Genomic DNA, 22,558 nt, shown 5'->3' on the forward strand with positions numbered 1-22,558 from the left:
CTTAATACAAGTCTAGGCGCTCGCTTCGCTCGCGCCGTCCTCGCAAGCTGCGGGCGGCGCGATCTTGCTGCGCCTCTTTTCCGTTACGCGTAACGGAAATTCCCCTGCCTTTATCGAGCGCCGCAGCGCCTCGAGTCAACCGCATGAAACCTGACTTGTGAGTGCTTTGCACTCATGGGCCGTTGAGGCCGTTTCTCCGATCAACCCGCCACCGTTTTCCTGAGTTCTCCGCCTTTTCGATGAACGATAGCCGGCGCGTCTTTTGCTGCAAGGGGGCATTCATAAAAGCGCCAGCAACCGCGCTTTTACAAACCTTCCCCCTTGCGGCAAAAGCCTAATGCGCCGTCTATTCGATCATCGGGCGAAGAACTCAGGAAAACGGCGGCAGGCGGTGGAGTAGAAACGACCGAAACCGCCGGTCTTACGGAGGGCTCCGAATCTAGGAACCCGGTCAGCTTTAACACCACCTCGAAGGCGCGATCATGGAACAACCAGAACTGCCCCTGCTGCATTTCCCGTATCAACCTTACTTCGCTCATTTCAAGCGCACGCGTAAGGCGCTGGCTCCGTCCAACTTCGTCCCGCCGTGGAAGCAACTGCGTCTGACGCTGTATGTCCGCAATCTGATGCGCAAGGGTGCGGCCTTCATCTGGACGCGTCCGGATGGCCGTCAATTCTTCTGCAAGACCATGCGCCAGTTGGTGGCGCGGATCATGGACTACGACGGATATATCCTGCATACGATTTTCAAGAAATATGGAATACGAATGATTAAAACCTAAGGCATATTTCAATTTCTATTGCGTCGATCCTGCGTTTCCTTCACGGAACTATCAAACCATTGCCTGTTACCTACCTCATAGGTTGCGGCAGTGAAAAAGGCCTGCCGTTTCGCAAGACGGGCATTCAGATCAAAGTTGCCCATATCTACTAATGAGAGAAAAAATGGATCGTATTTATCCAAAACCCCCCTTCGAGTTTTACGATAGCAGTGACAGTGACAACGAAAGTAAAAACACTCAGTCCCCCTCGCGCGGTGAGTCGAGCAGCAGTAATTGGCAGCCAAGCACCCGCATCCCTGACAGCAATCGTCGAGTTCGCTTCGACGTTCCAACAGAGCCAACTCTTCAGCGTAGTACCGGTAGCCGACAAGAAGTGATGGAGATTTACAGCCTAGAGCAGGAGTTAAGAAAGGCAAAACGACATATCAATGAGGCTGCAGCTGATCTCGTAAAAATGGGGCAAAGTTACTCCACAATGGTGAAGGAATACGTCGGAAAAGGAGAAATTCCTCCGGCTCTTAAAAGCAAATACAAGCTTGACGAACTTGACATCCCAGAAGTGATCAAGCGATACAAAGACACTCTTGCGGATCGATAATAGTTAATCGAACCTTAAGGCGGTTCCTGTAGAGTGCCCATAAAGCTGGGCGCTCTACAGTTTTGTAACCTGTAATACAAGGAGTATCTCTATCTTTCCGGTCTGCCCTGTGTTGGATCTCATCCAATCAGGCAAGAACGAAAATCCGATGCGGCCGGAGCTTTCTCGGTTCTCTGCAAGACCACCGATGATGACCACATCACCATCCGTGACCGACAATGAAGTGCTGACTTCCCGCTTAGTAAGCGTAGGCGAATTGTTGACGCCAGTTTGCGTGACAATGAAATTTGATAGCTGCTGGCTGACTATCAAATCCACTACTGACTCTCGCACAATCGGCTTCAAATCGAAGATAACGCCCGAGCTCCGATACTCCACCGACTGCACCGGAGCGCTTCCATTCCCAGGATAGCTGATTGCGCCAAGCACAGGCACATCCTGACCAACAGCGAAGCGACCAGCCGCACCAGAGCGCACACGTAATGACGGTGCAGATATCGTCTTGAAGCGGCTGTCACTGGAGAGTGCTGCAAATACGGCGTCAATGGACGCATTCTTGATCCGCACGAAACCGTCAAGGGTGGATGGCGTAGAGAGACCGGCAGACACAGTGCCGCCAAGCAGATGCAGGGCGAGAGAAAATGCCGAGCCTTCGGCCCCATTGGAAGCGACCTCAAACACCTGGCCGCGTACCATCACTTCGCCTTGCCGTGTATCCAGTTGCGCAAGCAGCGCAGAGAGCTTCTTGATATCTGGTTCCGTTCCATTGAATACCAGCGCGTCCGGATCGGTATCGAGCAGCGAGGCGGCAGAACCTGCAGGGGCAGGCATTTTCGATTGGCCGGTCACTGAGTCCGCCGTGATCGCTTGCGGCGCGCCATGAATGGATCGCGTGGAGGTGAATTCCCCTTTTGGGAAAAGGCCGCGCAGAAGCTCTACCAGATATGTCACATCCCGATACTTTGGCCGATACACGAAAGGCTCTTTGTCCGGCTCCACTTCTTTCACAATCCCGACGATATCAACGCCGTTCACCGTGCGCACTGATAATCCGAGTAGACCCATGAAGCGAGAGACTTCAGAGCGAGCGGAAACGCCAGTGCCGAAGCGGAATGAAACAAGCCGCTCATCAGCTACGACTTCAGGCTGTATCAGGTATGGCGTTTTGAGGATCTGCGTATACATCGCTTCGACAGCTTCCGCCACGCGCACCCGCGAGAACTCCATAGCGCTATCAGACTGTGGCGGCGCACCAGCGGGAAGCGGCATAGACAGAGGCATGAGAGGAAGCAATGGGCCAGCAGGGGCAGCGGCTGCAACTGCGCTGTATGCCATCAGTAACGCCGTAATCATGCGTTTCATTTCTTCCCCTCGATATGAACTGGATGAACCACCGCGCCGGAATAGCGCGTCACTTTGGCACCATCAATTTCCCCAATGGTCTGCGGTCCCATCTGCACGAACATCGAGGGCGATTCATAGCGCAGACGGCCAGCCTCATCCGCAATAACGACATAGCTTGTCGTGCCGAATCGCGCCGTCCCTACAATCCGCCACGCGTCCGAGAATGCAGGCTTTGCAGGCTGGACAGCAGATTGCTTTCCGCTGTTATTTCCTGTGTCTTGCTTCCCTGCCTGAGTTGATTCGGAGACCGGCTTCGGATGAAAAAAACGATTGATGCTGTAAAGCCCAACCACCAAAGCTACCAGCAGAACCCCCGCTGTCATCCAAATCTTTTTACGCGCCAGCATGTTTTGACGCTTATCGACATTGACTATTTTCCCGTCAGCTCCGCCCTTGAAGGAGGAATACAGAGGAAAGATATCCTTGCGGTACTTGCGCAGTTCGACACTGATCCGCGCTGCCTTGCTCTGCTTATTCCCCTCGAAGATCGACACGCTGTAATGCGTGGGCATGCCTAGCGATATCTTCTTGTGCGTGCGAATGTGAAACGCCACCACGTTCTTTACGAAGCGATTCAGCGTAGACATGTCCTGAATCATCAGCACCAAATCGCAGGCCACTCCCGTTTGCTCATTGGTGAAATGCCGATGCTCAAGGAAGAAGCTCTTATGCTCTTGCAAGAGATTCGCACCAGTGGCAGGCCAGAAGCGCCACGCCTCATCGATGCAGACCAAATCCCCAGGCTGAACGATGGTATCGGTGTGCGCACCCTTCTTATCGTCGTAATAAGGGAAGAAGTTGGCGAGCGCGACATCGCCATTTGTCACATGGTGTACCTCGCCTAATTGCTCTGGAACCGGCTTGTAATTCTTTTCAATGTAGGCGCGGATTTTTTCTCCATCGATCCCATCCACATTGGTGACAACGCGCCGCCCTTTGGCGATGGCAGGGACGATGACTTCAGCTACTACCTCATAGCTTTTTCCGGAGCCCATCAGACCGGTATAGACATTGATGCCCATGATTAGCCAATCAGCGGGATACGGCGGATCGTGAAGCGCGTCACGTAGGCCGATAGCAGCAGCGGTATCCCGGCCTTGATATTGAATAGGTTGAGGAAATACCAGACCGCATTGGGAATGCCGCCAAAGGCATTCGTGAGCTGATCGCCAGTCGGAAGGAATTGCACGATGACGGCCATAAATTCAGTCGTCACAAAGAACAGTGCAAAGAACACGACGAACTTAACAATAATCGACCGTAGAACGAATGCAAGGACGGCATTGAGCGCCGACAGAACGATGCCAAACATGTCTTGTTCCCCTTAAGAGCGAAGGACAATGAACAGCGCTAGGAGCGCATAGACCACGGCCATTGCCGCATAGAGGGAAGACCTCGATTGCTCCAGGAGCGGACAGTGATCCTTCAACGCGATATCTTTGCCGAAAACGGGAACAGTCCAAGTCGGGCATTGCACATCCACACTAGGGACAACGAAGGATTTCAGTGTCGGAAAGATATTGCGCGTGGGCGCAATAATTTGCGTGGCCGTTGGAATGGGCTCCAAGGAGGGAGCGCCAATGCCGGGATCAGGTCCGAGGTTTTCCAGCGGCTGAGTGCTGGGATTGCTGCCTGTATTTGGTGCCGAACTGGACGGATCAACCGAGGATTGTGGACTGCTGGAAGTCGGTAATCCAAAGGGTGACGAACTAGCAGGCGAACTGGAAACCGGGCCGCTGCTAGGAATCGGATTGGTCACATTGCCGGTGCCGGGATCTACCGGCGTGGCCTGCTGGGGTGTTGCGAAGTCTCCTACGGTCGGCCAGTAATCGGGGTGAGAAGATTGCCAGTTGGAGACATCCCCCGTTGTGATCGGATTGGAGGCGTCATAAGGCAGGCCATCATAGCCGGACGAACCTGCAGCGGTTCGCCACGCTGCGTTAGCGATATCGGCAATGGGTTGCGTTGGCAAAGGCGCTGCTAGATCAGAGGAAGACAATGACTTGGCCGCGTCAGCAGCGCTCATCGAAGGAGCAGCAGCTAACTCTTTGAAATTGGAGGCGGGACAGACGCCGTTTGAGGCCGTGAGCTTGATGCCGGGACAGAGCGTTTTATTGTTGGACGATTTTTGTGGCGCGCCCAGCGAGCCATTATCTTCTGTGTAGGAGCCGCCCGTATCTGAAACAACGGTGCGGATCAGGTGGCAGAAACCGTCTGAGTTCAAGACAGCGCGTTGCGTACCGTGTCCACCGGAAATCGTGAAGTCAGAATACGATGCGCCTAAACAAGCAGTGGCCGGAGAAGTCGCCACTGCATTAGAAAAAATATAAATCGTATCCGGAGGTGCAAGGCCCGCAGGCGTATTGATCGAACTAGGGTTATCGCCAACTTGCACACTTCCGTTTTTGCCGTAGTACCACTTTGCCCCAAGATAACCGATCGCCCAACCAACGGCACCAGCCACTGCAAGCGCTCCGATGACAATAGCGCCAACCGTTCCCCACGCTACCAGCGTGCTAGAGGCGGCAGCAGCCCCACCAGCAGCAGCTTGGGCTTGCGTCGCCTTCACCACAGCATCCGTCAGAGGGTAAGAAGAACGCACCAACGTATTTGCCAAGCGGGGATCAGATGCGGAAATGCCGTTGGATACGGCTTTTGCTTGAATCACACCGGCCAGCGCATTCTGCACTTTCGAGACCGGCACGTTTGCGCTATGCGCATCCAGCCAAACGGTCCACAGCGCTACGAGCAAGAGGAAATGGGCGCGCTTCATTTTGAAACCTCAAGGCCGACGACCACCGCCCACGCGCAAACCATACCCCACGCGAATGCGATCAGATACCACCAGTTCGAATAATTCACGCCTTCCCCCTTTTCGTATGGACGAAAAAAAGGACGATGCAGCGCTACATCGTCCCTGATTACAGCTTGGCGAACCTTAGGCCGACTTCAGGAACGCCATCACCAGCTTGGCCGCTTTCACGGTCACATGCACTACGGCCAGAACCGCACCGATGGCCAGAACGCCGGTCACGATGTCGCCGGACGAGACAGCACCGGTGATCGAACTCAGATCCACCGTGGTGCCAGCAGCATGAGCAGGCACCGCAGCGACTGCCGCCACACCAGCAGCGGCGACGGCTGCACCCTTCTTGAACTTGGAGAGCACTTGCATGGTTCTACCCCTATAAAACGCCGGAACCGTCCGGCAGCGCTTGCCCGAGATAGGCAAATCTTTAGCAGAAGGCGCGGAAGATCAACACGAAATCTAGCACCCACAAAGCGGCGACGCCTGCCGCCAATAGCCCAGTTATTGCACCTGTTGACATCACCCCTCCCGAATCATTTGAAGTACTGCGCCAATGCAACGCCCGATCAGGAAACACGCCATCACCAAGGAGAAACCGGCAGTCCAGACACCAGCTACTGACGAGGCATCCGGGGAGTCCAGCGTTGTTTCCAGCAGCCCGACCTGTAGCGCCGATGTACCGCCGTCGCACGAGAGCTTGCCGTCCACTGACACCGTAGGTGCGGCATCTTGCGAGCAGTACAGAACGTACTTAGGCATCGGATTTATCGTTACGCGTAACGGAAATTAGGAAATCGAACTTGCGCCGCTGGCGAAACTCGCGCTGACGTTGTGCATTCGTTTTAGGCACGAGCTTCGGCGGGCGGCCACGGCGGGGACTACTAAACAGATCCGCCGTGAATTTATCCGCCGCCTGTTTCATGGTCAGGCCGCAGCCTTTGCTGGTTCTTTTTGTGCGGCTTTTGGTACGTAGGGAACGATGGAATCCACTACGGACTGGATACGCTTGTCTTGGGCGACCGACAGGCGGAAGTCAACTTCGTACATCCCTCGCGGAATATCGTTGTATTGCTTCGGCAGAAGTAGTTCGCCAACGAGCGGCTCAACTTGGCCGGTATCTTTGTTGACGTGGTGGACGATGCACTGAGCAAAGCGCATGTCGTAAGCGTTGCCGGACTTTTTTCCGACGCCAGACAGGGGAACAACGTGAATGATTTCAATGATGGATTTAGCCATTTTCTTCGAGCCTCTAGACTGAATAGAGAAGATGGAGATTCGCGATACCAGCCGTTTCGCTTAGTACGCGCGTACTTGTGATATCTTACAAATAGCCCAACTGAACTAAGTACATTTGGGCTAATGCAAAATCAATCTTAGCCCAATCGTACAAACTTTGTAATTGGAGTTTCAAATGAACTACGAAGAATTAATAGCTAAAGCTGTCAAGGGAAGGACAGTGAACAGCCTTGCAAAGGAATGGGGAATACCCCAGAAAACCTTGGACAACTACGTCAAAGGAACGCGAACACCCGACTTTCATACCGCTTTAATTTTGGTCAAAGAGACGGGGATAGCCGCAGAGAAGGTGCTCTGGGTGCTGGCCGAGCATGAGGCGAATCGAAAGCTGACCAAAAGAAATCTGAGTGCAATTACCGATAAATTTTCGCCGTCTTTTGAATTGTTACTGCGTTTGGCGAACACTTGCTGGGCTCAAATACAGCGAGTGGCGTAGTAACTGATTCGTCGATTTCTTTAAATACAAATTATACGAATAAATACCCCTCGAATAAATACGAATAATAGCTATTCTCATTTGATACAATTCAAAGACACTTTGTTACATGAGGCAACAATATGCGTACTTTGAATCTCATCCAGGACCTAGGTGAACCCCAAGATGTCCATCTCAACCGAGCCTGGCATCAAGCCCGGCAGCGCAGTCTGCAACGCACCCTGCAAGCGCTGTTCCGCGAAAAGCTGCTGCAGCGGGAACACCTGATCTTCGATGGGCACTACGCCTGGCTGCCCTTGTGGAAAGCGCAAAGCATGCTGCGCATCGAGGGCCTGCACCTGGGTGTGGCGGACAACTGCCAGCTTCACGGTTCCATCGCACACTACAGTGTCGGAAACCCGGTCCCGCAAGCCTTGCTGAGCTCGTCCATGCTGTTGGCCAAGGTGGCTCGGGCGCATGAGGACATTTCCGAAGCCAGCCTGCAACGGCTGATCATGGAGCTCTCCAACAGCGCAGAAAATGACGCCCTTTGCCTGAATTACCGCCAACACTGGGGACTTCGATTGCGTGCTGATTTCGGGCAGCAGCAGACCAATTTTGTCGCCGCATTATTCCGTTCAGCACACCCCAACCCGAGCCTGCTGCTGGAACAATGGGGTACGCTGGGCCATCCCTGGCACCCCAACTACAAGACCAAACTCGGCTTGAGCAGCGCCGAGGTCATGGCGCTCTCGCCCGAATTTGAAGCCACGATCACGCTCTCCCTGGCAGCAATGCACGTCGATGTCGCCTGCATCACCGGCGGCCAGGACCACGCCGAATACCGGCAATGGTTCGCTACCCACTACCCGCAAGCCTGGGAAACGTGGACAACAGCCTTGCAGCACCGAGGTGAAGACGTTTCACACTGGCTCCCCCTGCCCTTGCATCCCTACCAGCTGGATCGCGCCATCCCCGAGCGCTTCGCTCAGGCAGTGGAAAAGCGCCAGCTCCTGCTGCTGCCCGAAGTGAGCCTGCCGGCACGGCCGACCATGTCCTTCCGCACCGTGGTCCCTGAAGGCTCGCCGACACAGCCGCACATGAAATTGCCCGTATCGCTGCGCCTGACCAGCGTCGAGCGTACCGTCTCGCCCAAGTCTGCCGTGATGGGCCCGCGCCTGACCAGGCTGCTGCGCGACATCATCGCCAGGGAAAACGGTTTCGGCGGACGACTGGCCATCCTCGGTGAAGAAGTCGGCCTGTATTACCGCGACCCGCAGGGCAATGACGATGTCTCCCGCCACCTGGCCGTGCTCTACCGCAGCAACCCCATGACGCAACGCTGCAAGGAGCGCATGCCGGTACCGGTGGGTGCCTTGTTTGCAGATTCCCCTCTGAGCGGCCGTCCGCTGGTCTGCGATCTGGTCAGCGCAGCGTGGGGAGACGACGCCGATGCTGCCGAACACTTCTTTGCTGCCTATCTGGATGTCGCCTTGCCGGCAGTGCTGGGAGCTTATCTGCGCTATGGCATCGCCTTTGAAGCCCATCAGCAGAACAGCTTCGTGATGGTGGATGCCCAACTTCGGCCCGTGCAGATGCTGTTGCGAGACTTTGGGGACCTGCGCATCCATGCCCCCGCCTTGCGCCACAGCAGACTGGCGCTGGAAACTTACAGCAGCAAGCACACCCTGTTCGAAGACAACGATTCCGTGCGCGACAAATTTCTGCACGCCTTCATGCTGTGCCACATCATCGAACTTGCCTTGCTGCTCTCACGCAACTATCAGAAGCCGGAAGCAGCATTCATGGCGATACTGCGCGAGCGTCTCGAAGCCTGCTTCGCGGAACTCAAGCCAAACACCGAACCGCAGCGTTGGCAAACCGAGTATCTGGCACTGCTGCAGGATGACTGGCCGGCCAAGTCCTTCGTCCGCATGCGGCTGAGCGACACCTCCGAGGACGTCGTCCTGCGCATGCCCAATCCCCTGCTGGGCCCAGCATGAGCGTGTTGATGGGCCGCAGTCCGGCTGTGGCGTTGCGCTATCTGATGGCCATCCAGCTGCTCTCGATGGGCGCGATGGAAATGAGCGGCCCCTTCTGGCCTCTGCATTTGCGGGAGCTGGCTCCCATGTCGGCTGCCATGCTGGCCTGGGTCAGCATGGCGGTCTATGCCGGCCCCTTGCTGATGACCATGCTCACCGCCCCCTGGTGGGGCCGCCTGGGCGACCAGACCGGCCACAAGCCGATGGTGGTGCGGGCCTTGCTGGCGCTGGCGGTCAGCCAGCTGATGGCGGCCTGGACCGACAGCGTCACCGTAGTACTGCTGGCACGCCTGATCCAGGGCGCGCTGGGCGGCTTCATCGCTACGGCGCAAGCCTATGGCGCGGGTCTGGCCACCCCGGCGCAGCGCAGCTCGCTCATGGCACGATTGCAAGTGGCCACCGCCATGGGCTCAGCCCTGGGCCCATGGCTGGGCGGCCTCCTGTTTGACCTCTGGGGCTTCTGGATCGTCAACCTGACGACCGCGCTGGTGTGCGTGCTGTGCGCGCTGCTGGCTGCGGTGGCCCTGCCCTTCGTCAAGCCAGCCGCGCCGACTGATCGACAGCGCGCATCATCAAAGCCGGTTGCTCCAACGGCGGCAGAACGCCCTGCACTGCAGGCGTTTCAAGGCTTGTTGCTGGGCATCTTGCTGGTGCAGGCGGGCAAGATCATGCCGCAGGCTTTCTTTGCGGTGTATGCCGATCAGGTCCTGCATGCCAATGCCAGCTTCACCGGCCTTTGCTATGGCGCTACCGCACTGGGCCTGTGCATTGCGGCTCCGCTCTGGGCACGCGCCTTCGCTGCACTGGCACCGGAGCAAGTCCTGCAGCGAGTCAAGTGGATCACGCTGGCCTGCGCTGCCACGCTGGCCTTGCAGTCCATGAGTCATGTGCCGGCATGGTTTGTCGCGGCACGCTTGCTGTGGGGCGTGTTCCTCGGCGCATTGCTACCGGTGTTCTACACCCTGCTGTCACGCCAGGCCGATGGGCACCGCCAAGGCTGGGTGCTTGGCGCCGGCAACAGCGCGGCCAAGGCCGGTGCCTTGCTGGGAACAGCTGCCGGTGCCTTGGCCATGGGCTGGCTGCCGATCAGTGAAGTGTTCTGGCCCAACGCTGCCGTCTATCTGATCGTGGCCGCCGCCCTGCATGGTTTGCAGCGACGTTCCGACACCCGCGAGGCCGCCAGCTGAAACACCTCCCTTGCAGTCCCAAGCTTTCCCTCCGCCAGCCTTCCGCCAGCCTCTGCAACAGAAGTTCGTCCATTCACAACGTAAAACAATATTGCTATGAACACCAAACTGTGTACCCTCAGTGCCCTGCTGGCCCTGGCCTTCGACAGCTACGCGCAACAAGTCCAAACCAATGCGCTGCCGGAAGTGACCGTCAAGGCGACTGCAGATGACAACAGCGGCTACCGGCCCAAGAACTCCTCGGCGGCCACCAAGATCGACGTACCGCTGCGCGACGTGCCGCAAACCGTCAACACCGTCACCAAGCAGGTCATGCGCGATCAGAATGCCCTGTCGCTGCAGGATGCCCTGCAGAACGTGGCCGGTCTCAGTTTCAGTCTGGGCGACGCCCAGCGCGACCAGGTCATCATCCGCGGCTTCAGCGCCATCACCGATCAGTTCATCGATGGCGTGCGCGATGATGCGCTGTATTTCCGCGACCTCTCCAATGTGGAACGCGTGGAAGTGCTCAAGGGTCCGGCCTCCGTGCTGTACGGACGCGGCTCGGCGGGCGGCATCGTCAATCGTGTGACCAAGAAACCGAGCGACGATCCGGTCAGCGAGATCGGGCTCACCGTCGGCAGCGAAGGACAGAAGCGCAGCGAATTCGACGTAGGCCGCAACAGCGCCGACGGCACGCTGCTGTTTCGCCTGACCGGCGCGGTGGAAGACTCCAGCAGTTTCCGCAACCAATATTTCCTGGAACGCCAGGCACTCTCCCCTTCCCTGACCTACAAGCCGGATGCGCAGACCAGTTTCACGGCGCAATTCAATTATCTGCACGACAGGCGACTGGCCGACCAGGGCATCCCCAGTTACCGGGGCCGTCCCGCCGATGTGCCCATTGCCACCTATTACGGTGCGGCCAACGGGCGCGACAGGGCCTTCGTGCAATCCGAGGTGAAGGATGCCACCTTCACCCTCGACCACAAGTTCAGCGAAAGCCTGGCCTGGCGCTCGGTACTGCGCACCTATGATTTCGACCTCGACCGCAACTACACCACCATCAGCCGGGTCACCCAGACCGCCAATCCGACGGTGACGATCGCCCAGGCCCATCGCCAGCGTGCCGAGCGTGGCTTGTTCTGGCAAAACGAACTGACCCAGAAACTGCAACTGGCGGGCATGCATCACGAGCTGTTGTATGGCGTGGAATACAGCTGGCAAAACAAGACTGACTGGCAGGTCACGCGCAACAATGCGGCGACCTATTCCCTGTTCAATCCGGTGCTGGCCAACTTGTCGCCCATTGCAGCCAACGCCGTGCCGAACATCAATGCGGAGACCCGGATCAATACGCTGGCCACCTATGTCCAGGACCTGATCAGCCTGACGCCGCAATGGAAACTGCTGGCCGGTCTGCGCTATGAGCGCCTGTCCCAGGACCGCGATGACAAGGTCGCCAGATCCAGCCTCAATCGCGTCGACACCCCGCTGTCGCCCCGTGTGGGCCTGGTCTACCAGCCCGATGAGCGCACCTCGCTGTATGCCGGCTACAGCCGTTCCTTCCAGCCGCTGGCGGACTCCTTCGTCTTCTACGGCAACAGCGCCCAGCTGGAACCGACCAAGACCGAGAGCAAGGAGGTCGGCATCAAGTACGAGCTCAACGACAAGACCAGCCTGACGGCCGCACTGTTCGAGATGACGCAGAACAACATCCAGGTCGCCGACCCCAACCGGCCGGGCTTTGCCATCAACGTCGGCCAACAACGCACGCGCGGTGTGGAATTGTCCGCCAGCGGCGAGCTTGCGCCGCACTGGAATCTCATCGCCGGCTATGCCTACATGAATGGGCTCATCGTGCAATCCAGCGGGCTGACCTCCGCCGGCACGCCCTTCCAGGGCAACGTGTCTTCCCTTACGCCGCGTCACACCTTCAACCTGTGGCTCAAGCACGATCTGCCTGATGGCTACTGGGTGGCGGCGGGCGCGCGGGCGGAATCGGCGCGTTTCGCTTCCTCTGACAACCTGACGGTATTGCCCGGCTATGCCGTCATCAATCTTGGCGCAGGTTATGTAGCCGAGAAGTTTGACGTCACGCTGTCACTGAAGAATCTGCTGGATCGCCGCTACTTCATCTCCGCCCACAGTGCCGCCAACGATTACAACATGCCCGGCGAGCCGCGCAGCCTGCTGGTGAGTACGCGTTACCGGTTCTGATAGCGGAGCGGCCGCGTGCGTGCTTTGCCCGCATCGGATCCTGTCCCCTTGCAGACAAGAGCCGATGCGGCGGGGAGCAAGTCGCGGCCGGCCTGGCACGGATCTCCAGGACTACTGATGATTTGAGAAGTCAGCCTCGGTACGGTATCTATTCCCTTGGTCATCATGAAATGGATTCAACCCTCAGCGTTAGCGGGGTGGCTTGAATTGGCCGGCCATCTGATGCTGTCGTTATGCTGTATCGAGGCGCAATGCATTGGCTGGATCCGGCGCAGCTGCCGCCAAGGAAGTCAGCCGGGACGACCATTGTTGATGCGGTGGAGCGCCAGATTCATCATGGTCTCGCGGAGGAACTCCACCACTCGTCGCGCACTCGGCGACAAGGGCCACTCCGCCCGATGGATCAGCCACAGGTTATCGACCACCTGGGTGCCATTCTGGATGACCTGCAACTGATCCTGTCGCGCGAACGCCTGACGCGCAAAGCGCGGGATCACCGTGAAGCCCAACCCGCGGCTCACTGGTTCCAGGATCAGGCCAATCTGGTTGCTGAAGCCATGGCAGGGTAGCTGCCGCACCCCAGGTGCGTCCGGGAAGCGACGGCTGAGCAGACGCGTGGCCATGGCCTGCCCGTCCGGATGATCGATGAAACCCAGTCGTGCAAGATCATCCCACTGATCTGCATGACGGCCGGCGGGTACCACCAGTTCGAGCGGCTCTTCTGCGAAGTGCGTCACACTCAGACGCGCATCATCGGGCCGCAGCGCCAACACCCCAAGTTCATAGCGGTTCTCCAGTACCTCACGCAATACTTCGGTATCGGGAGCAAAGCGGTGGCGCACTGACAGCCCCTGCCAGCGCTGCTGCAAATCCATCAGTAGCGGATACAGGCATAGTCCGATGCTGCCCGGGGTGATGAGAGAAACCTCCCCCGGCGTATGGTCCGCCTCTACCAGACGCTGACGCAAACGGCGCTCGGCATGATCAGCCTCACGGCAGTATTCCAGCAACAGCAGGCCGGCTGGCGTGAACTCGAGGCGGCGCGGGCTGCGAATCAGCAAGGGCCCCAGCTCAAGTTCCAACTGACGCACGTGCTGACTCACGGCCGCCTGCGTGAGGCCCAGACGATCGGCACTACGGGTGAAGCTGCCCTCCTCGCCCAGTGTGGCAAAGGTTCTCAGCCATTGCGGATTTAGCATAAGCAAAATTTATGGCACTGATAATTTGCACGTCATTTTAATGATTCGGGGCAGGTCCTACACTACGGCACTCTGGTCCGTCGCAAATCTCCCGCGGCGCCGTCAGTCTGGAAAGGAAATCTCGTGCCCCGCTATCCCCGGAATTTTTCTCACATCGGCCTCTCAGTCACGGATCTGGATGCTGCCGTCAAGTTCTATACCGAAGTGCTGGGATGGTACCTCATCATGCCGCCCACCACGATCAATGAAAATGACAGTGCCATCGGCGTGATGTGTACCGATGTCTTCGGCGTTGGCTGGGGCTCCTTCCGCATCGCCCATCTCTCCACGGGTGACCGTGTCGGCGTGGAAATCTTCGAGTTCCGCAACGCTGAACGCCCGGCTGACAACTTCCAGTACTGGAAAAGCGGCGTTTTCCATTTCTGTGTGCAGGACCCGGATGTCGAAGGGCTGGCCGCCCGGATCGTGGCAGCCGGAGGCAAGCAGCGCATGCCCGTCAGGTATTACTTTCCCGGCGAAAAACCCTATCGCATGGTCTACATGGAAGACCCTTTCGGCAATATTCTGGAGATCTACAGTCACAGCTACGAGCTGACCTATTCGGCGGGGGCTTATGCCTGAGATCGCCTTGCCGCCACTGCCACCGGACCACCTCGCGTGGGGTTGGTATGCAGGTTTTGACACGCGGGCCTTGCGCCCCGAGCGGCAGCCGCTGCCGCAGGTCGGGACGGGCCAGGTGCTGGTGCGCAATCGCGTCGTCGGTCTCAACCCGGTTGACTGGAAAGTGCTGGGCCGCATGGGCGCATCCTGGGCCCCCGGACATGTGCCCGGGGTGGACGGTGCGGGAGAAGTCATGCGCTTGGGCCCGGACGTACCGTCCAACTGGCTGGGCAGCCGGGTGGCCTATCACCAGGACCTGCGCCGTGGTGGCAGCTTTGCCGAGTACACCGCGGTCGATGCGCGTGCGCTCATGCGTATTCCCCATGCAATGAGCTTTGCTGATGCAGCAGCCTTTCCCTGCCCTGCATTGACGGCATGGATAGCGCTGCAGAAGCTGCCGGCGCCTGCGGGCCGGAGGTTGCTCATCAGCGGAGCCGGCGGATCGGTTGGCCACTATCTGATGCAGCTGGCGTGCCGTCAAGGCTGGCAGGTAACCGCCATGGCCCATGCGCGTCATTGGCCGCGCCTGCATGCGTTGGGAGCGATCAACTGCCTCGATGGCCCCCTGTCGCCGACTCATGGTGCATTGACCAATGACCTGCACGTCACGGCCATCATCGATTGCATCGGTGCACAGCATGCCGCCCTGCTCGCCTCCGCCCTGGATGCCAATGGCCATCTGGTCTGCATACAGGGCCGCATTGAACACTGGCCTTGCGCGCCATTCGGCCGCGCGCTGTCGCTACATGAAGTGGCGCTGGGCGCCTTGCACGTGCATGGCAGCGATGCCGACTGGAATACGCTCACCGGCGCTGGCCAGCAGATGCTGCAGGACCTCGCCCGGAGGGACTTGCAAGCCGAGCAGCATCTCCTGCATGACTTCGATCAGCTGCCTACGGCACTCGAAGGACTCAAGCAACGCAATTTCACCGGCAAGTCGCTGGTCCACGTCAGTTCATGAACGCCGCTACGGCCTTACGGGGAAACGCCGCCCGGATGCGCTGGATTACGTGGCTGGTCACCGGCGCCCTGTTCATGGAGATCCTTGACGGTGCCATCACGACGCCGGCCATCCCCGCCATGGCGCGCGACTTCGGTGTCACGCCACTGGCCCTCAATGTAGGCATCAGTGCCTATCTGCTGGCCGTGGGCATCTTCATCCCTGCCAGCAGCTGGATCGCCGATCGCTTCGGCTCGCGCCGGGTCTTCATGTCGGCTATCGCCCTCTTTACGCTCAGCTCAGTGCTTTGCGCACTGGTGCAGCATCTGGAAGCCTTCGTTGCGATCCGCATCATCCAGGGCATCAGCGGCGCCCTGATGGTCCCGGTCGGGCGATTGGTGATACTGCGCCAGACCCCGCGCGAAAATCTCATGGCTGCGATGTCCGCACTGATCTGGCCGGCGCTGGTGGCCCCGGTCCTCGGTCCACCATTGGGCGGCTTCATCAGCCAGCATCTGGGCTGGCAATGGATTTTCCTGATCAACGCCCCCCTCGGTCTGCTGGCGTGGGTGGTGGCGTGGCGCATCCTTCCCGACGTCCGTGGCGAACAGATCACTCGCTTCGACTGGACCGGCTTCCTGCTCTGTGGCGGCAGCATCTCGCTGTTGCTGATCGCACTGGAGAAGTTGGAGGCCAATATCGACGCAACAAGCCTATGGTCCGGCCTGGCCGGAGTGATTCTGGGCGGACTGTCATGTCGGCATTTCTTGCGCAGCAGCGCGCCGATGCTGGACCTGGCAGCACTGCGCATTCCTACCTTCCGCTTTGCCATGTTCAGCGGCACACTGGCCCGCATGGCCATCGGTGCTGCGCCTTTTCTGCTCACGCTGATGTTCCAGCTCGGCTTCGGTGCTGATCCAGGTACGGCCGGCCTGCTGGTACTGGCTCTGTTCGCCGGCAACCTTCTGATGAAGAGCATGACCACCCGCGTGTTGCGCGAGTTCGGCTACCGCCAGGTCCTGTTGTTCAATGGCGCGCTCTGTGCACTTGCCTTGCTGGGCTGCGCCCAACTGCAGCCACACGACTCTCCGGTCCTGGTAGTGCCGCTGCTGATCGTTGCCGGAATGACGCGCTCGATGCAGTTCACCGCCCTCGGCACCATCGGTTTTGCCGATGTGCCCAAAGCCATGATGGGGCATGCCAACGGACTGTCCAACACGATCAATCAGATTGGCATGGCAGCCGGCATCACCGTCGCTTCACTGAGCGTGCGCCTGGCGCACGGCGGGGTGAACCGTACCCTCATTACTCCCACCCTGGAAGATTTCCAGACGGCCTTCATCGTGTTGGCACTGATGGTCGTGGTCAGCCTGGTGGGCGTGCTGCGGCTACCTGCGCATGCAGGGCAGGATTTTATTCAACGCAGCGGCCAAGGCTGAACTCCCGGTTGGCGTGTTGTCGCGTGCGGTTTCCATAATCAGCACGAGTGCGCCACCGCGCACGGATCATCTGATTCATCGTAGTCCACTATGAGAGGAGGCCTATCCATCCGATCCGCATCAACGTTGTTGCAACACGCGCACACTGAGTGAAGTGCATCCGCCTGTCATTTTTCCGACGGTGCAAATCCAGGTAAATGCGCAGGGAATACTTTTAGAACAGTAACAATTACTATTTAAAATATTCCAGCTCTGGCCCCCCTTGCAGCCCCCATCCACGGTTTGTACCCCGCTGCTGCAGCTGCCAGATACTCCGCGAAATCCCGCCAGCCGCCAGACTCGCTCACTCCAACTCCCTGAAACCAGGACGCTTCGCCACCTGCATATCCATGCGGGCGACGGTGCTTTCCTTTCCACTCAACAGAGGACGCTTCGTGTCATACATAAAAAGTCGCAAACGCGCGCCAAACGATTTCCCTGTCTCACCGCTCTCTCGCGGCAGTGCTACCGTCATCACCGGACTGGCCATGACACTGTCGGTGTCCGTGACCCACGCCGCTGATACCGGCACCGGTGCTGACAGCAGCACCGCTCTGCCCGGTATCACCGTCGAGGCAAGCGGGACCAAGGTCCTGTCTTCGCCGAAGTACACTGCCCCTCTGGCAGAGACCACCCAGACCATCCAGGTACTCGACAAGGAAGTGCTGAAATCCGAGGGCGTGTCCACCCTCACCGAGGCCATGCGCAACGTGCCAGGCGTGGGCACCTTCAACGCCGGCGAAGGCAACGGCGGCCCGAATGTCGGTGATGCGCTCTACATGCGCGGGCTGGATATTTCCAACAGCATCTACGTCGATGGCATTCGCGACCTCGGCTCAGTGACCCGCGACATGTTCAATATCGAACAGGTCGAGGTCACCAAGGGTGCGGCAGGTACCGACAATGGCCGTGGCTCGGCGGCTGGTTCCATCAATCTGGTGACCAAGCAACCCAAGCTGGCTGACAGCTTCGATGCTTCCGCAGGCGCGGGTAGCGGCAGCTACCGGCGCACTACCCTGGACTGGAACAAGAACCTGGATGAATTCAGAAGCGGTACGGCTTTCCGCCTGAACCTGGTTGGCGAGGATTCTGGTGTAGCCGGTCGTGATCAGGTCAGGAACCGCGGTTGGGGTGTCGCTCCCTCACTGGCCTTCGGCCTGCATACCGACACCCGGGTCTACCTGAACCTGCTGCACGTGGAAAAAAACAACCTGCCCGAAAGTGGACTGCCCACCATCGGTATGGCCGGCTTCTCCGGAACCGTCGCAGGACTGTCCTCTGCAAGCCAGGTCAACAGCAGCAATTACTACGGCAGCAGCGATTCGCACGACAACTCCATCGCCACCATGGCTACTGCACGTGTCGAGCACGATATCAACGGCTCCACCATGCTGCAGAACACCACGCGCTGGGGCAAGAACAGTGTCGACTACCTGGCCGTCACGGCCGGCGTTCCTGCCACCAGCAACGGCACCATTACCCGTCTGGGTGCAGCCAAGCAACTTGACGACGAGATCATCTCCAACCAGACGAACCTGACGACGAAATTCACGACGTTCGGCATGGAACACAGCCTGAGTTCCGGCTTCGAAATCTCGCGGGAGAAGCAAACCAATTACGGCTTGAACAAGACCGGCACCCTGTCTTCCCTGAGTCTCTACGATCCGCAACTGACCTCCAGCGGCCTGACCATTACCCGCAACGGGCAGGACGCTGTGTGGCAGACCGATACCGCCGCGCTGTATGCGTTCGATACGCTCAAGATCAACCAACGCTGGCAGGTCAATGCGGGTCTGCGCCTGGATCACTACAAGACCACTTACAACGCCATCGCCACTACCGGCAACACGAATATCGAGGGCAGCGGCAACCTGTTCACCTACAAGCTGGGCGCACTCTACAAGCTGACCAGCAACGGCAACCTCTACGTCAACTACGCGCTATCGCAGTTGCCGCCGGGCAGCACCAGCAGCTTCGGTGCCTATTCGCTGTCGAGTTCAACCAGCAGCGCCAGCAATCCGAGTATGGAACCGCAGAAGTCCAAGACGTTGGAAGCGGGCACCAAGTGGGAATTCTTCAACCAGAATCTCCTTCTGACCGCGGCGCTGTTCAGGACCGATGTCTACAACGAAGTCTACGAGAATGACGATGGCACGTATTCCCAGATCGGCAAGAAACGCGTGCAGGGTGTCGAACTGTCCGCTACCGGCAAGATCACCCGCGACTGGGACGTGACTGCGGCCTATACGCATCAGAAGACCGATATCGTGGTCGGCGCGGCGACCGCACAGGATGGCTCGTCCACCCTGCCCTATGCTCCCGAGAACGCGTTGAGCCTGTGGAGCAGCTACCGCATGCCAATGGGACTGACCGTCGGCGGCGGCGCGCGCTATGTCGGCATCGTCAAGCGCCAGACCAAGCTGGCCACCACGCCGGACCACATTCCTGCGTACTGGGTGTATGACGCGATGGCAAGCTACAAGGTCAGCAAGAACTGGGATCTGCAATTCAACGTCTACAACCTCTTCGACAAGCACTACATCACCGCCATCAACTACCTGGGATATCGCTATACCCCGGGCCTGGAGCGCTCGGCGCGCGTGACCGTCAATTATCACTTCTGACGGAAGATGTTCCCGGGGCCGAAGGCCCCGGGATTTTTATGAGGTCTGGACGATGTTATTGCATATTCCCAACGTACTGAGCCGGGAGCAGGTCCTGGCGATGCGTGCCGCCATTGATGCAGCCGACTGGATCGATGGTCGCGCCACGGTCGGCAGCCAGGGCTCGCAGGTCAAGCGCAACCGTCAACTGCCGGAAGATTGCCCGGTGGCACGCGAACAGGGACAGCTCATCCTGCGCGCCTTGCAGCAGAATCCGATGTTCTTCCGGGCAGCGCTGCCGGCGCGCTACATGCCGCCTCTGTTCAACCGCTATGCCAGCAGCACCGGGGAAACCTACGGCCTGCATGTAGACGGCTCGCTGCGCGGGGTTCCCCATTCACCGGTGTGGCTGCGCACAGATGTCTCCAGCACGTTGTTCCTGAGTGATCCCGAGGATTACGACGGCGGCGGTCTCGTCATCGTCGACAGCTATGGTGAACATGAGGTCAAGCTGCCTGCCGGCGACCTGATTCTCTATCCGGCCACCAGCCTGCACAGCGTGGAGCCGGTCACGCGCGGAGAGCGCGTATGCTCCTTCTTCTGGACGCAGAGCCTGATCCGGGATGATGCACGGCGGACCCTGCTGTACGAAATGGATCGCTCCATCGACAGCCTGCGCAGCCGCGTGGGCGAATGCAAGGAAACGCTCACGCTGACCGGCAATTATCACAACCTGCTGCGCATGTGGAGCGAACCGTGAAGCGGGATCACCGGCTCAAGCGCTACGCGTGGGCTCCGTGAACAGCTTGACCACGGCAGTCATGTTTGCCTTGCCCAGGCCACACTGCATTGCGGCACGGAAGACTCCGCGCGCAGCAGCGATGGTTGGCACCATCAGCTCCGACGTTGCAGTGTCCACGGTATAGGTAAAGTCCTTCTCGATCAGCTCGACCGGAAACTGCGGGGCAAAACCTCCCGCGAGCATCGAGCCGGCCACACGCCCTGCTACCGGACTCCATACGGGCGTCGCCGCAACCGCTTCGAGTACCCTTGCCACGTCCGCGCCGGCATGACGGAGCAGGCCTATCAGTTCGCCAAGGACGCTGACCTGGACACCAAGCAAGGTATTGGTGGTCAGCTTGGTCAGTGCCCCCGCCCCGAGCGAACCCACGTGCTGGATGACGCTGCCCATCGTCTTCAGGACGGGTTCGGCGCGGGCCAGCGTAGCAGCCTCGCCACCGACCAGATAGACCAGTTGGCCCGCCTCGGCCTGGGGCGTACTTCCCGATACCGGTGCCTCGAGCAGGGCGATCGACCGGTCGGCAGCTTGGCGTCCCAGATCACGTATCCAGTCCGGAGTGAGCGTCGAGCTCTCGATCGCAATGGCGCCAGGACTCATGCCGGCCAGCGCACCGGTGGCTGCATCCAGCCACACCTGCCGCGAAGCCTGATCGTCACGCACCATGGCCATGACGAAGTCCGCGCCCATGGCGGCTTCCTTGGGCGTGCCGGCCCATCTGGCGCCGGCGGCTACCAAGGCGTCGGCGGCAGCCGGGCTGCGATTCCAGACGGTCACGGTGTGACCTGCCTTGATGAGATTGGCGGCCATGCGCGAGCCCATCGCGCCCAAGCCCAATACGGCGATTGTTGTCATGTGTCTTTCCTTTTGGCGGGCGGGCTTACTGCAGGGGCCCGGCCCTGAATGAACAAAATGGCGACGCCGTTACGGGCGACGTGCCTGACGTGCTGCTGCCACCAGGCCATCCAGCCAGTCCTGGTGTCCGTTGATCATCGGGTTGGGCTTGGTATTGTGCAGCACCTCGGCCGGCTTGCCTTTCTGCGTTTCCTGCGTGAGGATCCGCACCCGCCCTCCGTCCAGGTCTTCCACCAGCCATGCGTGATGCACGTCCAGGCGATCGTCGCTGCCCACCTCCCCGGCCCAGCCGTGCCAGGCGATACGACCGGCCTGTCCGGCAGCGGGGGCCACGTATTCATTGCATTGCGCCTCGACCGGGAAACCGAAGGTTTCGAAATAGAATCGGTCCCCGTCAGCCAGTTGCGGACCCTTGCCGTCGTAGAAACGTACATTCGCCGAGTTGGCGTAGTAGGTCGGCCATTGCGATGGCACGGCAAGCAGCGGCCAAACGTCGGCCGCACTCAGGCCAGCGACGATGACTTCGTTGGAGGCAAAATTCTCGGTAAAGCCCGGCACGTAGCCTTCGGGCCAGATGATGGCGTTCATGTCACATCCCTTTTCATGGTGCAGTTGAATGAAGATGAGGCAAGCTACCAGCGTGTCGGACTGGCATTTGCCGACGGTCGCAGAGGATTGCCTCATCACAGGAAGGTCATGATGCGAACAAATCAGATATAAATCCAATCCTGTTTTCTTATCATTGTCATCAGCTCAAATGATATGAGAAATGATCCCTCCCCTCAGTTGGCAGCTTGTTCTACCTGTGTGTGGATCCATGCAAACAACCCATCGTTAGGTAGCCCTGAAATTTCCGGACACGCCTGTTTGTTAAACTTGACCAACAGGAGCAAGCAATAAGCAAATCAGAGAAACAGAGATACACAAGGGAGCTCCGCACCGAGACGCCCGGCACATGGCCTGATTCATCACACGGACCGTGGCAGTCAGTATTGCTCCCATGCCTTTGGTCGTTTGCTGAAGAAGTTTGGCGCGTGGGCATAGATGTCGCGCAAAGGGAACTGCTACGACAATGCGCCGATGGAGAGCGTCTGGGCAGCTTGAAAAACGAACTGATTCATCGCCAACGTTACACAACGCGTGCAGAGGCTGGGGCGTCGATTCGGGAACACATCGAAATTTTTTATAACCGCAAGCGGCGTTACTCTCGTCTTGGCAACATTGCCCCCGCTCGGTTTGTTGAACAATTCAACAGGAAACTGCGGACCGCATAAAACAAGAGTGTCCGTTAT

At 58.8% G+C, this 22,558-nt stretch carries 20 protein-coding genes and 2 pseudogenes; 12 read left to right on the plus strand and 10 right to left on the minus strand.

What is annotated here, in order from left to right:
* Positions 1–482: 482 nt before the first annotated feature.
* Positions 483–782 (plus strand): hypothetical protein, encoded by a 300-nt coding sequence (locus J2X56_RS03135; protein ID WP_061790624.1) that lies wholly within the window; start codon positions 483–485, stop codon positions 780–782.
* Positions 783–945: 163 nt separating this feature from the next.
* A complete protein-coding gene (locus tag J2X56_RS03140; protein WP_209568771.1) occupies positions 946–1,380 on the plus strand; it encodes a hypothetical protein in 435 nt (144 codons plus the stop codon).
* A gap of 54 nt (positions 1,381–1,434) precedes the next feature.
* Here the strand turns inward: J2X56_RS03140 and J2X56_RS03145 are convergent, their stop codons facing one another.
* The 6 genes from J2X56_RS03145 to J2X56_RS03170 all read right to left on the minus strand — a co-directional run bounded on the left by J2X56_RS03145 (position 1,435) and on the right by J2X56_RS03170 (position 6,829).
* The gene (locus J2X56_RS03145; RefSeq protein ID WP_245201965.1) at positions 1,435–2,742 is read right to left on the minus strand and encodes a type II secretion system protein GspD; all 1,308 of its coding nucleotides are present in this window, start codon (positions 2,740–2,742) and stop codon (positions 1,435–1,437) included.
* Positions 2,739–3,806, minus strand: a complete 1,068-nt coding sequence (locus J2X56_RS03150) for a zonular occludens toxin domain-containing protein (RefSeq protein ID WP_209568769.1) — start codon at positions 3,804–3,806, stop codon at positions 2,739–2,741. The genes J2X56_RS03145 and J2X56_RS03150 overlap by 4 nt, the downstream gene beginning before the upstream one ends.
* 2 nt (positions 3,807–3,808) lie before the next feature.
* Entirely contained in the window at positions 3,809–4,096 is a 288-nt protein-coding gene (locus tag J2X56_RS03155; protein ID WP_017453338.1) for a DUF2523 family protein, read from the minus strand.
* A gap of 12 nt (positions 4,097–4,108) precedes the next feature.
* Entirely contained in the window at positions 4,109–5,557 is a 1,449-nt protein-coding gene (locus tag J2X56_RS03160; RefSeq protein ID WP_209568767.1) for a hypothetical protein, read from the minus strand.
* Between the two features lie 165 nt (positions 5,558–5,722).
* A complete protein-coding gene (locus J2X56_RS03165) occupies positions 5,723–5,959 on the minus strand; it encodes a hypothetical protein (protein WP_061790620.1) in 237 nt (78 codons plus the stop codon).
* A gap of 558 nt (positions 5,960–6,517) precedes the next feature.
* Positions 6,518–6,829 carry a hypothetical protein gene (locus J2X56_RS03170; RefSeq protein ID WP_209568765.1) on the minus strand — a complete coding sequence of 104 codons (312 nt, stop codon included), beginning with the start codon at positions 6,827–6,829 and terminating at the stop codon, positions 6,518–6,520.
* A gap of 175 nt (positions 6,830–7,004) precedes the next feature.
* Here J2X56_RS03170 and J2X56_RS03175 point away from each other — a divergent pair, with 175 nt between their 5' ends.
* From J2X56_RS03175 to J2X56_RS03190, 4 genes are all read left to right on the plus strand, one after another.
* Positions 7,005–7,325 (plus strand): hypothetical protein, encoded by a 321-nt coding sequence (locus J2X56_RS03175; protein WP_209568763.1) that lies wholly within the window; start codon positions 7,005–7,007, stop codon positions 7,323–7,325.
* 122 nt (positions 7,326–7,447) lie between these two features.
* The gene (locus J2X56_RS03180; RefSeq protein WP_310158169.1) at positions 7,448–9,307 is read left to right on the plus strand and encodes an IucA/IucC family protein; all 1,860 of its coding nucleotides are present in this window, start codon (positions 7,448–7,450) and stop codon (positions 9,305–9,307) included.
* Positions 9,304–10,533: an MFS transporter gene (locus J2X56_RS03185; RefSeq protein ID WP_310158171.1), complete on the plus strand. Its 1,230-nt coding sequence runs from the start codon at positions 9,304–9,306 to the stop codon at positions 10,531–10,533. The genes J2X56_RS03180 and J2X56_RS03185 overlap by 4 nt, the downstream gene beginning before the upstream one ends.
* Before the next feature lie 96 nt (positions 10,534–10,629).
* Positions 10,630–12,732 carry a TonB-dependent siderophore receptor gene (locus tag J2X56_RS03190; protein ID WP_134222417.1) on the plus strand — a complete coding sequence of 701 codons (2,103 nt, stop codon included), beginning with the start codon at positions 10,630–10,632 and terminating at the stop codon, positions 12,730–12,732.
* Positions 12,733–13,022: 290 nt separating this feature from the next.
* Here J2X56_RS03190 and J2X56_RS03195 read toward each other — a convergent pair whose 3' ends face one another.
* Positions 13,023–13,931 (minus strand): LysR family transcriptional regulator, encoded by a 909-nt coding sequence (locus tag J2X56_RS03195; protein WP_121045402.1) that lies wholly within the window; start codon positions 13,929–13,931, stop codon positions 13,023–13,025.
* Positions 13,932–14,054: 123 nt separating this feature from the next.
* Here J2X56_RS03195 and J2X56_RS03200 point away from each other — a divergent pair, with 123 nt between their 5' ends.
* The 5 genes from J2X56_RS03200 to J2X56_RS03220 all read left to right on the plus strand — a co-directional run bounded on the left by J2X56_RS03200 (position 14,055) and on the right by J2X56_RS03220 (position 20,372).
* Positions 14,055–14,552: a lactoylglutathione lyase family protein gene (locus J2X56_RS03200; RefSeq protein WP_121045404.1), complete on the plus strand. Its 498-nt coding sequence runs from the start codon at positions 14,055–14,057 to the stop codon at positions 14,550–14,552.
* Positions 14,545–15,552 carry an alcohol dehydrogenase catalytic domain-containing protein gene (locus J2X56_RS03205; RefSeq protein WP_310158175.1) on the plus strand — a complete coding sequence of 336 codons (1,008 nt, stop codon included), beginning with the start codon at positions 14,545–14,547 and terminating at the stop codon, positions 15,550–15,552. Before J2X56_RS03200 ends, J2X56_RS03205 begins: the two co-directional genes overlap by 8 nt.
* A 35-nt stretch (positions 15,553–15,587) precedes the next feature.
* Entirely contained in the window at positions 15,588–16,970 is a 1,383-nt protein-coding gene (locus J2X56_RS03210; protein WP_121045406.1) for an MFS transporter, read from the plus strand.
* 389 nt (positions 16,971–17,359) lie between these two features.
* The gene (locus J2X56_RS03215) at positions 17,360–19,633 is read left to right on the plus strand and encodes a catecholate siderophore receptor Fiu (RefSeq protein WP_409025199.1); all 2,274 of its coding nucleotides are present in this window, start codon (positions 17,360–17,362) and stop codon (positions 19,631–19,633) included.
* A gap of 52 nt (positions 19,634–19,685) precedes the next feature.
* Positions 19,686–20,372 carry a Fe2+-dependent dioxygenase gene (locus J2X56_RS03220; RefSeq protein ID WP_121045410.1) on the plus strand — a complete coding sequence of 229 codons (687 nt, stop codon included), beginning with the start codon at positions 19,686–19,688 and terminating at the stop codon, positions 20,370–20,372.
* Positions 20,373–20,387: 15 nt separating this feature from the next.
* On the opposite strand, the gene J2X56_RS03225 is transcribed toward J2X56_RS03220, so the two are convergent.
* The 3 genes and pseudogenes from J2X56_RS03225 to J2X56_RS03235 all read right to left on the minus strand — a co-directional run bounded on the left by J2X56_RS03225 (position 20,388) and on the right by J2X56_RS03235 (position 21,854).
* The gene (locus tag J2X56_RS03225) at positions 20,388–20,804 is read right to left on the minus strand and encodes an NAD-binding protein (RefSeq protein WP_310159340.1); all 417 of its coding nucleotides are present in this window, start codon (positions 20,802–20,804) and stop codon (positions 20,388–20,390) included.
* Positions 20,790–21,272 (minus strand): annotated as a pseudogene (locus J2X56_RS03230) (NAD(P)-dependent oxidoreductase); the annotation flags it as partial. The gene J2X56_RS03225 and the pseudogene J2X56_RS03230, both read right to left, overlap by 15 nt.
* A gap of 63 nt (positions 21,273–21,335) precedes the next feature.
* Positions 21,336–21,854 (minus strand): SRPBCC domain-containing protein, encoded by a 519-nt coding sequence (locus J2X56_RS03235; RefSeq protein ID WP_134136322.1) that lies wholly within the window; start codon positions 21,852–21,854, stop codon positions 21,336–21,338.
* A 354-nt stretch (positions 21,855–22,208) separates the two neighbouring features.
* Here J2X56_RS03235 and J2X56_RS03240 point away from each other — a divergent pair.
* Positions 22,209–22,540: pseudogene (locus tag J2X56_RS03240) on the plus strand (IS3 family transposase); the annotation flags it as partial.
* Positions 22,541–22,558 lie beyond the last annotated feature (18 nt).

The organism is Herbaspirillum sp. 1173 (genome assembly GCF_031455335.1).
GTDB classification, from domain to species: domain Bacteria; phylum Pseudomonadota; class Gammaproteobacteria; order Burkholderiales; family Burkholderiaceae_D; genus Herbaspirillum; species Herbaspirillum huttiense.

Bases quoted from the DNA above. Each gene is read 5' to 3' on its own strand.
- J2X56_RS03150 (WP_209568769.1), bottom strand. From the start codon at position 3,806: ATGGGCATCAATGTCTATACCGGTCTGATGGGCTCCGGAAAAAGCTAT.
- J2X56_RS03135 (WP_061790624.1), top strand. From the start codon at position 483: ATGGAACAACCAGAACTGCCCCTGCTGCATTTCCCGTATCAACCTTAC.
- J2X56_RS03235 (WP_134136322.1), bottom strand. From the start codon at position 21,854: ATGAACGCCATCATCTGGCCCGAAGGCTACGTGCCGGGCTTTACCGAG.
- J2X56_RS03205 (WP_310158175.1), top strand. From the start codon at position 14,545: ATGCCTGAGATCGCCTTGCCGCCACTGCCACCGGACCACCTCGCGTGG.
- J2X56_RS03155 (WP_017453338.1), bottom strand. From the start codon at position 4,096: ATGTTTGGCATCGTTCTGTCGGCGCTCAATGCCGTCCTTGCATTCGTT.
- J2X56_RS03195 (WP_121045402.1), bottom strand. From the start codon at position 13,931: ATGCTAAATCCGCAATGGCTGAGAACCTTTGCCACACTGGGCGAGGAG.
- J2X56_RS03225 (WP_310159340.1), bottom strand. From the start codon at position 20,804: ATGGGCAGCGTCATCCAGCACGTGGGTTCGCTCGGGGCGGGGGCACTG.
- J2X56_RS03220 (WP_121045410.1), top strand. From the start codon at position 19,686: ATGTTATTGCATATTCCCAACGTACTGAGCCGGGAGCAGGTCCTGGCG.
- J2X56_RS03140 (WP_209568771.1), top strand. From the start codon at position 946: ATGGATCGTATTTATCCAAAACCCCCCTTCGAGTTTTACGATAGCAGT.
- J2X56_RS03180 (WP_310158169.1), top strand. From the start codon at position 7,448: ATGCGTACTTTGAATCTCATCCAGGACCTAGGTGAACCCCAAGATGTC.
- J2X56_RS03175 (WP_209568763.1), top strand. From the start codon at position 7,005: ATGAACTACGAAGAATTAATAGCTAAAGCTGTCAAGGGAAGGACAGTG.
- J2X56_RS03145 (WP_245201965.1), bottom strand. From the start codon at position 2,742: ATGAAACGCATGATTACGGCGTTACTGATGGCATACAGCGCAGTTGCA.
- J2X56_RS03210 (WP_121045406.1), top strand. From the start codon at position 15,588: ATGCGCTGGATTACGTGGCTGGTCACCGGCGCCCTGTTCATGGAGATC.
- J2X56_RS03190 (WP_134222417.1), top strand. From the start codon at position 10,630: ATGAACACCAAACTGTGTACCCTCAGTGCCCTGCTGGCCCTGGCCTTC.
- J2X56_RS03170 (WP_209568765.1), bottom strand. From the start codon at position 6,829: ATGGCTAAATCCATCATTGAAATCATTCACGTTGTTCCCCTGTCTGGC.
- J2X56_RS03215 (WP_409025199.1), top strand. From the start codon at position 17,360: ATGCGGGCGACGGTGCTTTCCTTTCCACTCAACAGAGGACGCTTCGTG.
- J2X56_RS03165 (WP_061790620.1), bottom strand. From the start codon at position 5,959: ATGCAAGTGCTCTCCAAGTTCAAGAAGGGTGCAGCCGTCGCCGCTGCT.
- J2X56_RS03185 (WP_310158171.1), top strand. From the start codon at position 9,304: ATGAGCGTGTTGATGGGCCGCAGTCCGGCTGTGGCGTTGCGCTATCTG.
- J2X56_RS03160 (WP_209568767.1), bottom strand. From the start codon at position 5,557: ATGAAGCGCGCCCATTTCCTCTTGCTCGTAGCGCTGTGGACCGTTTGG.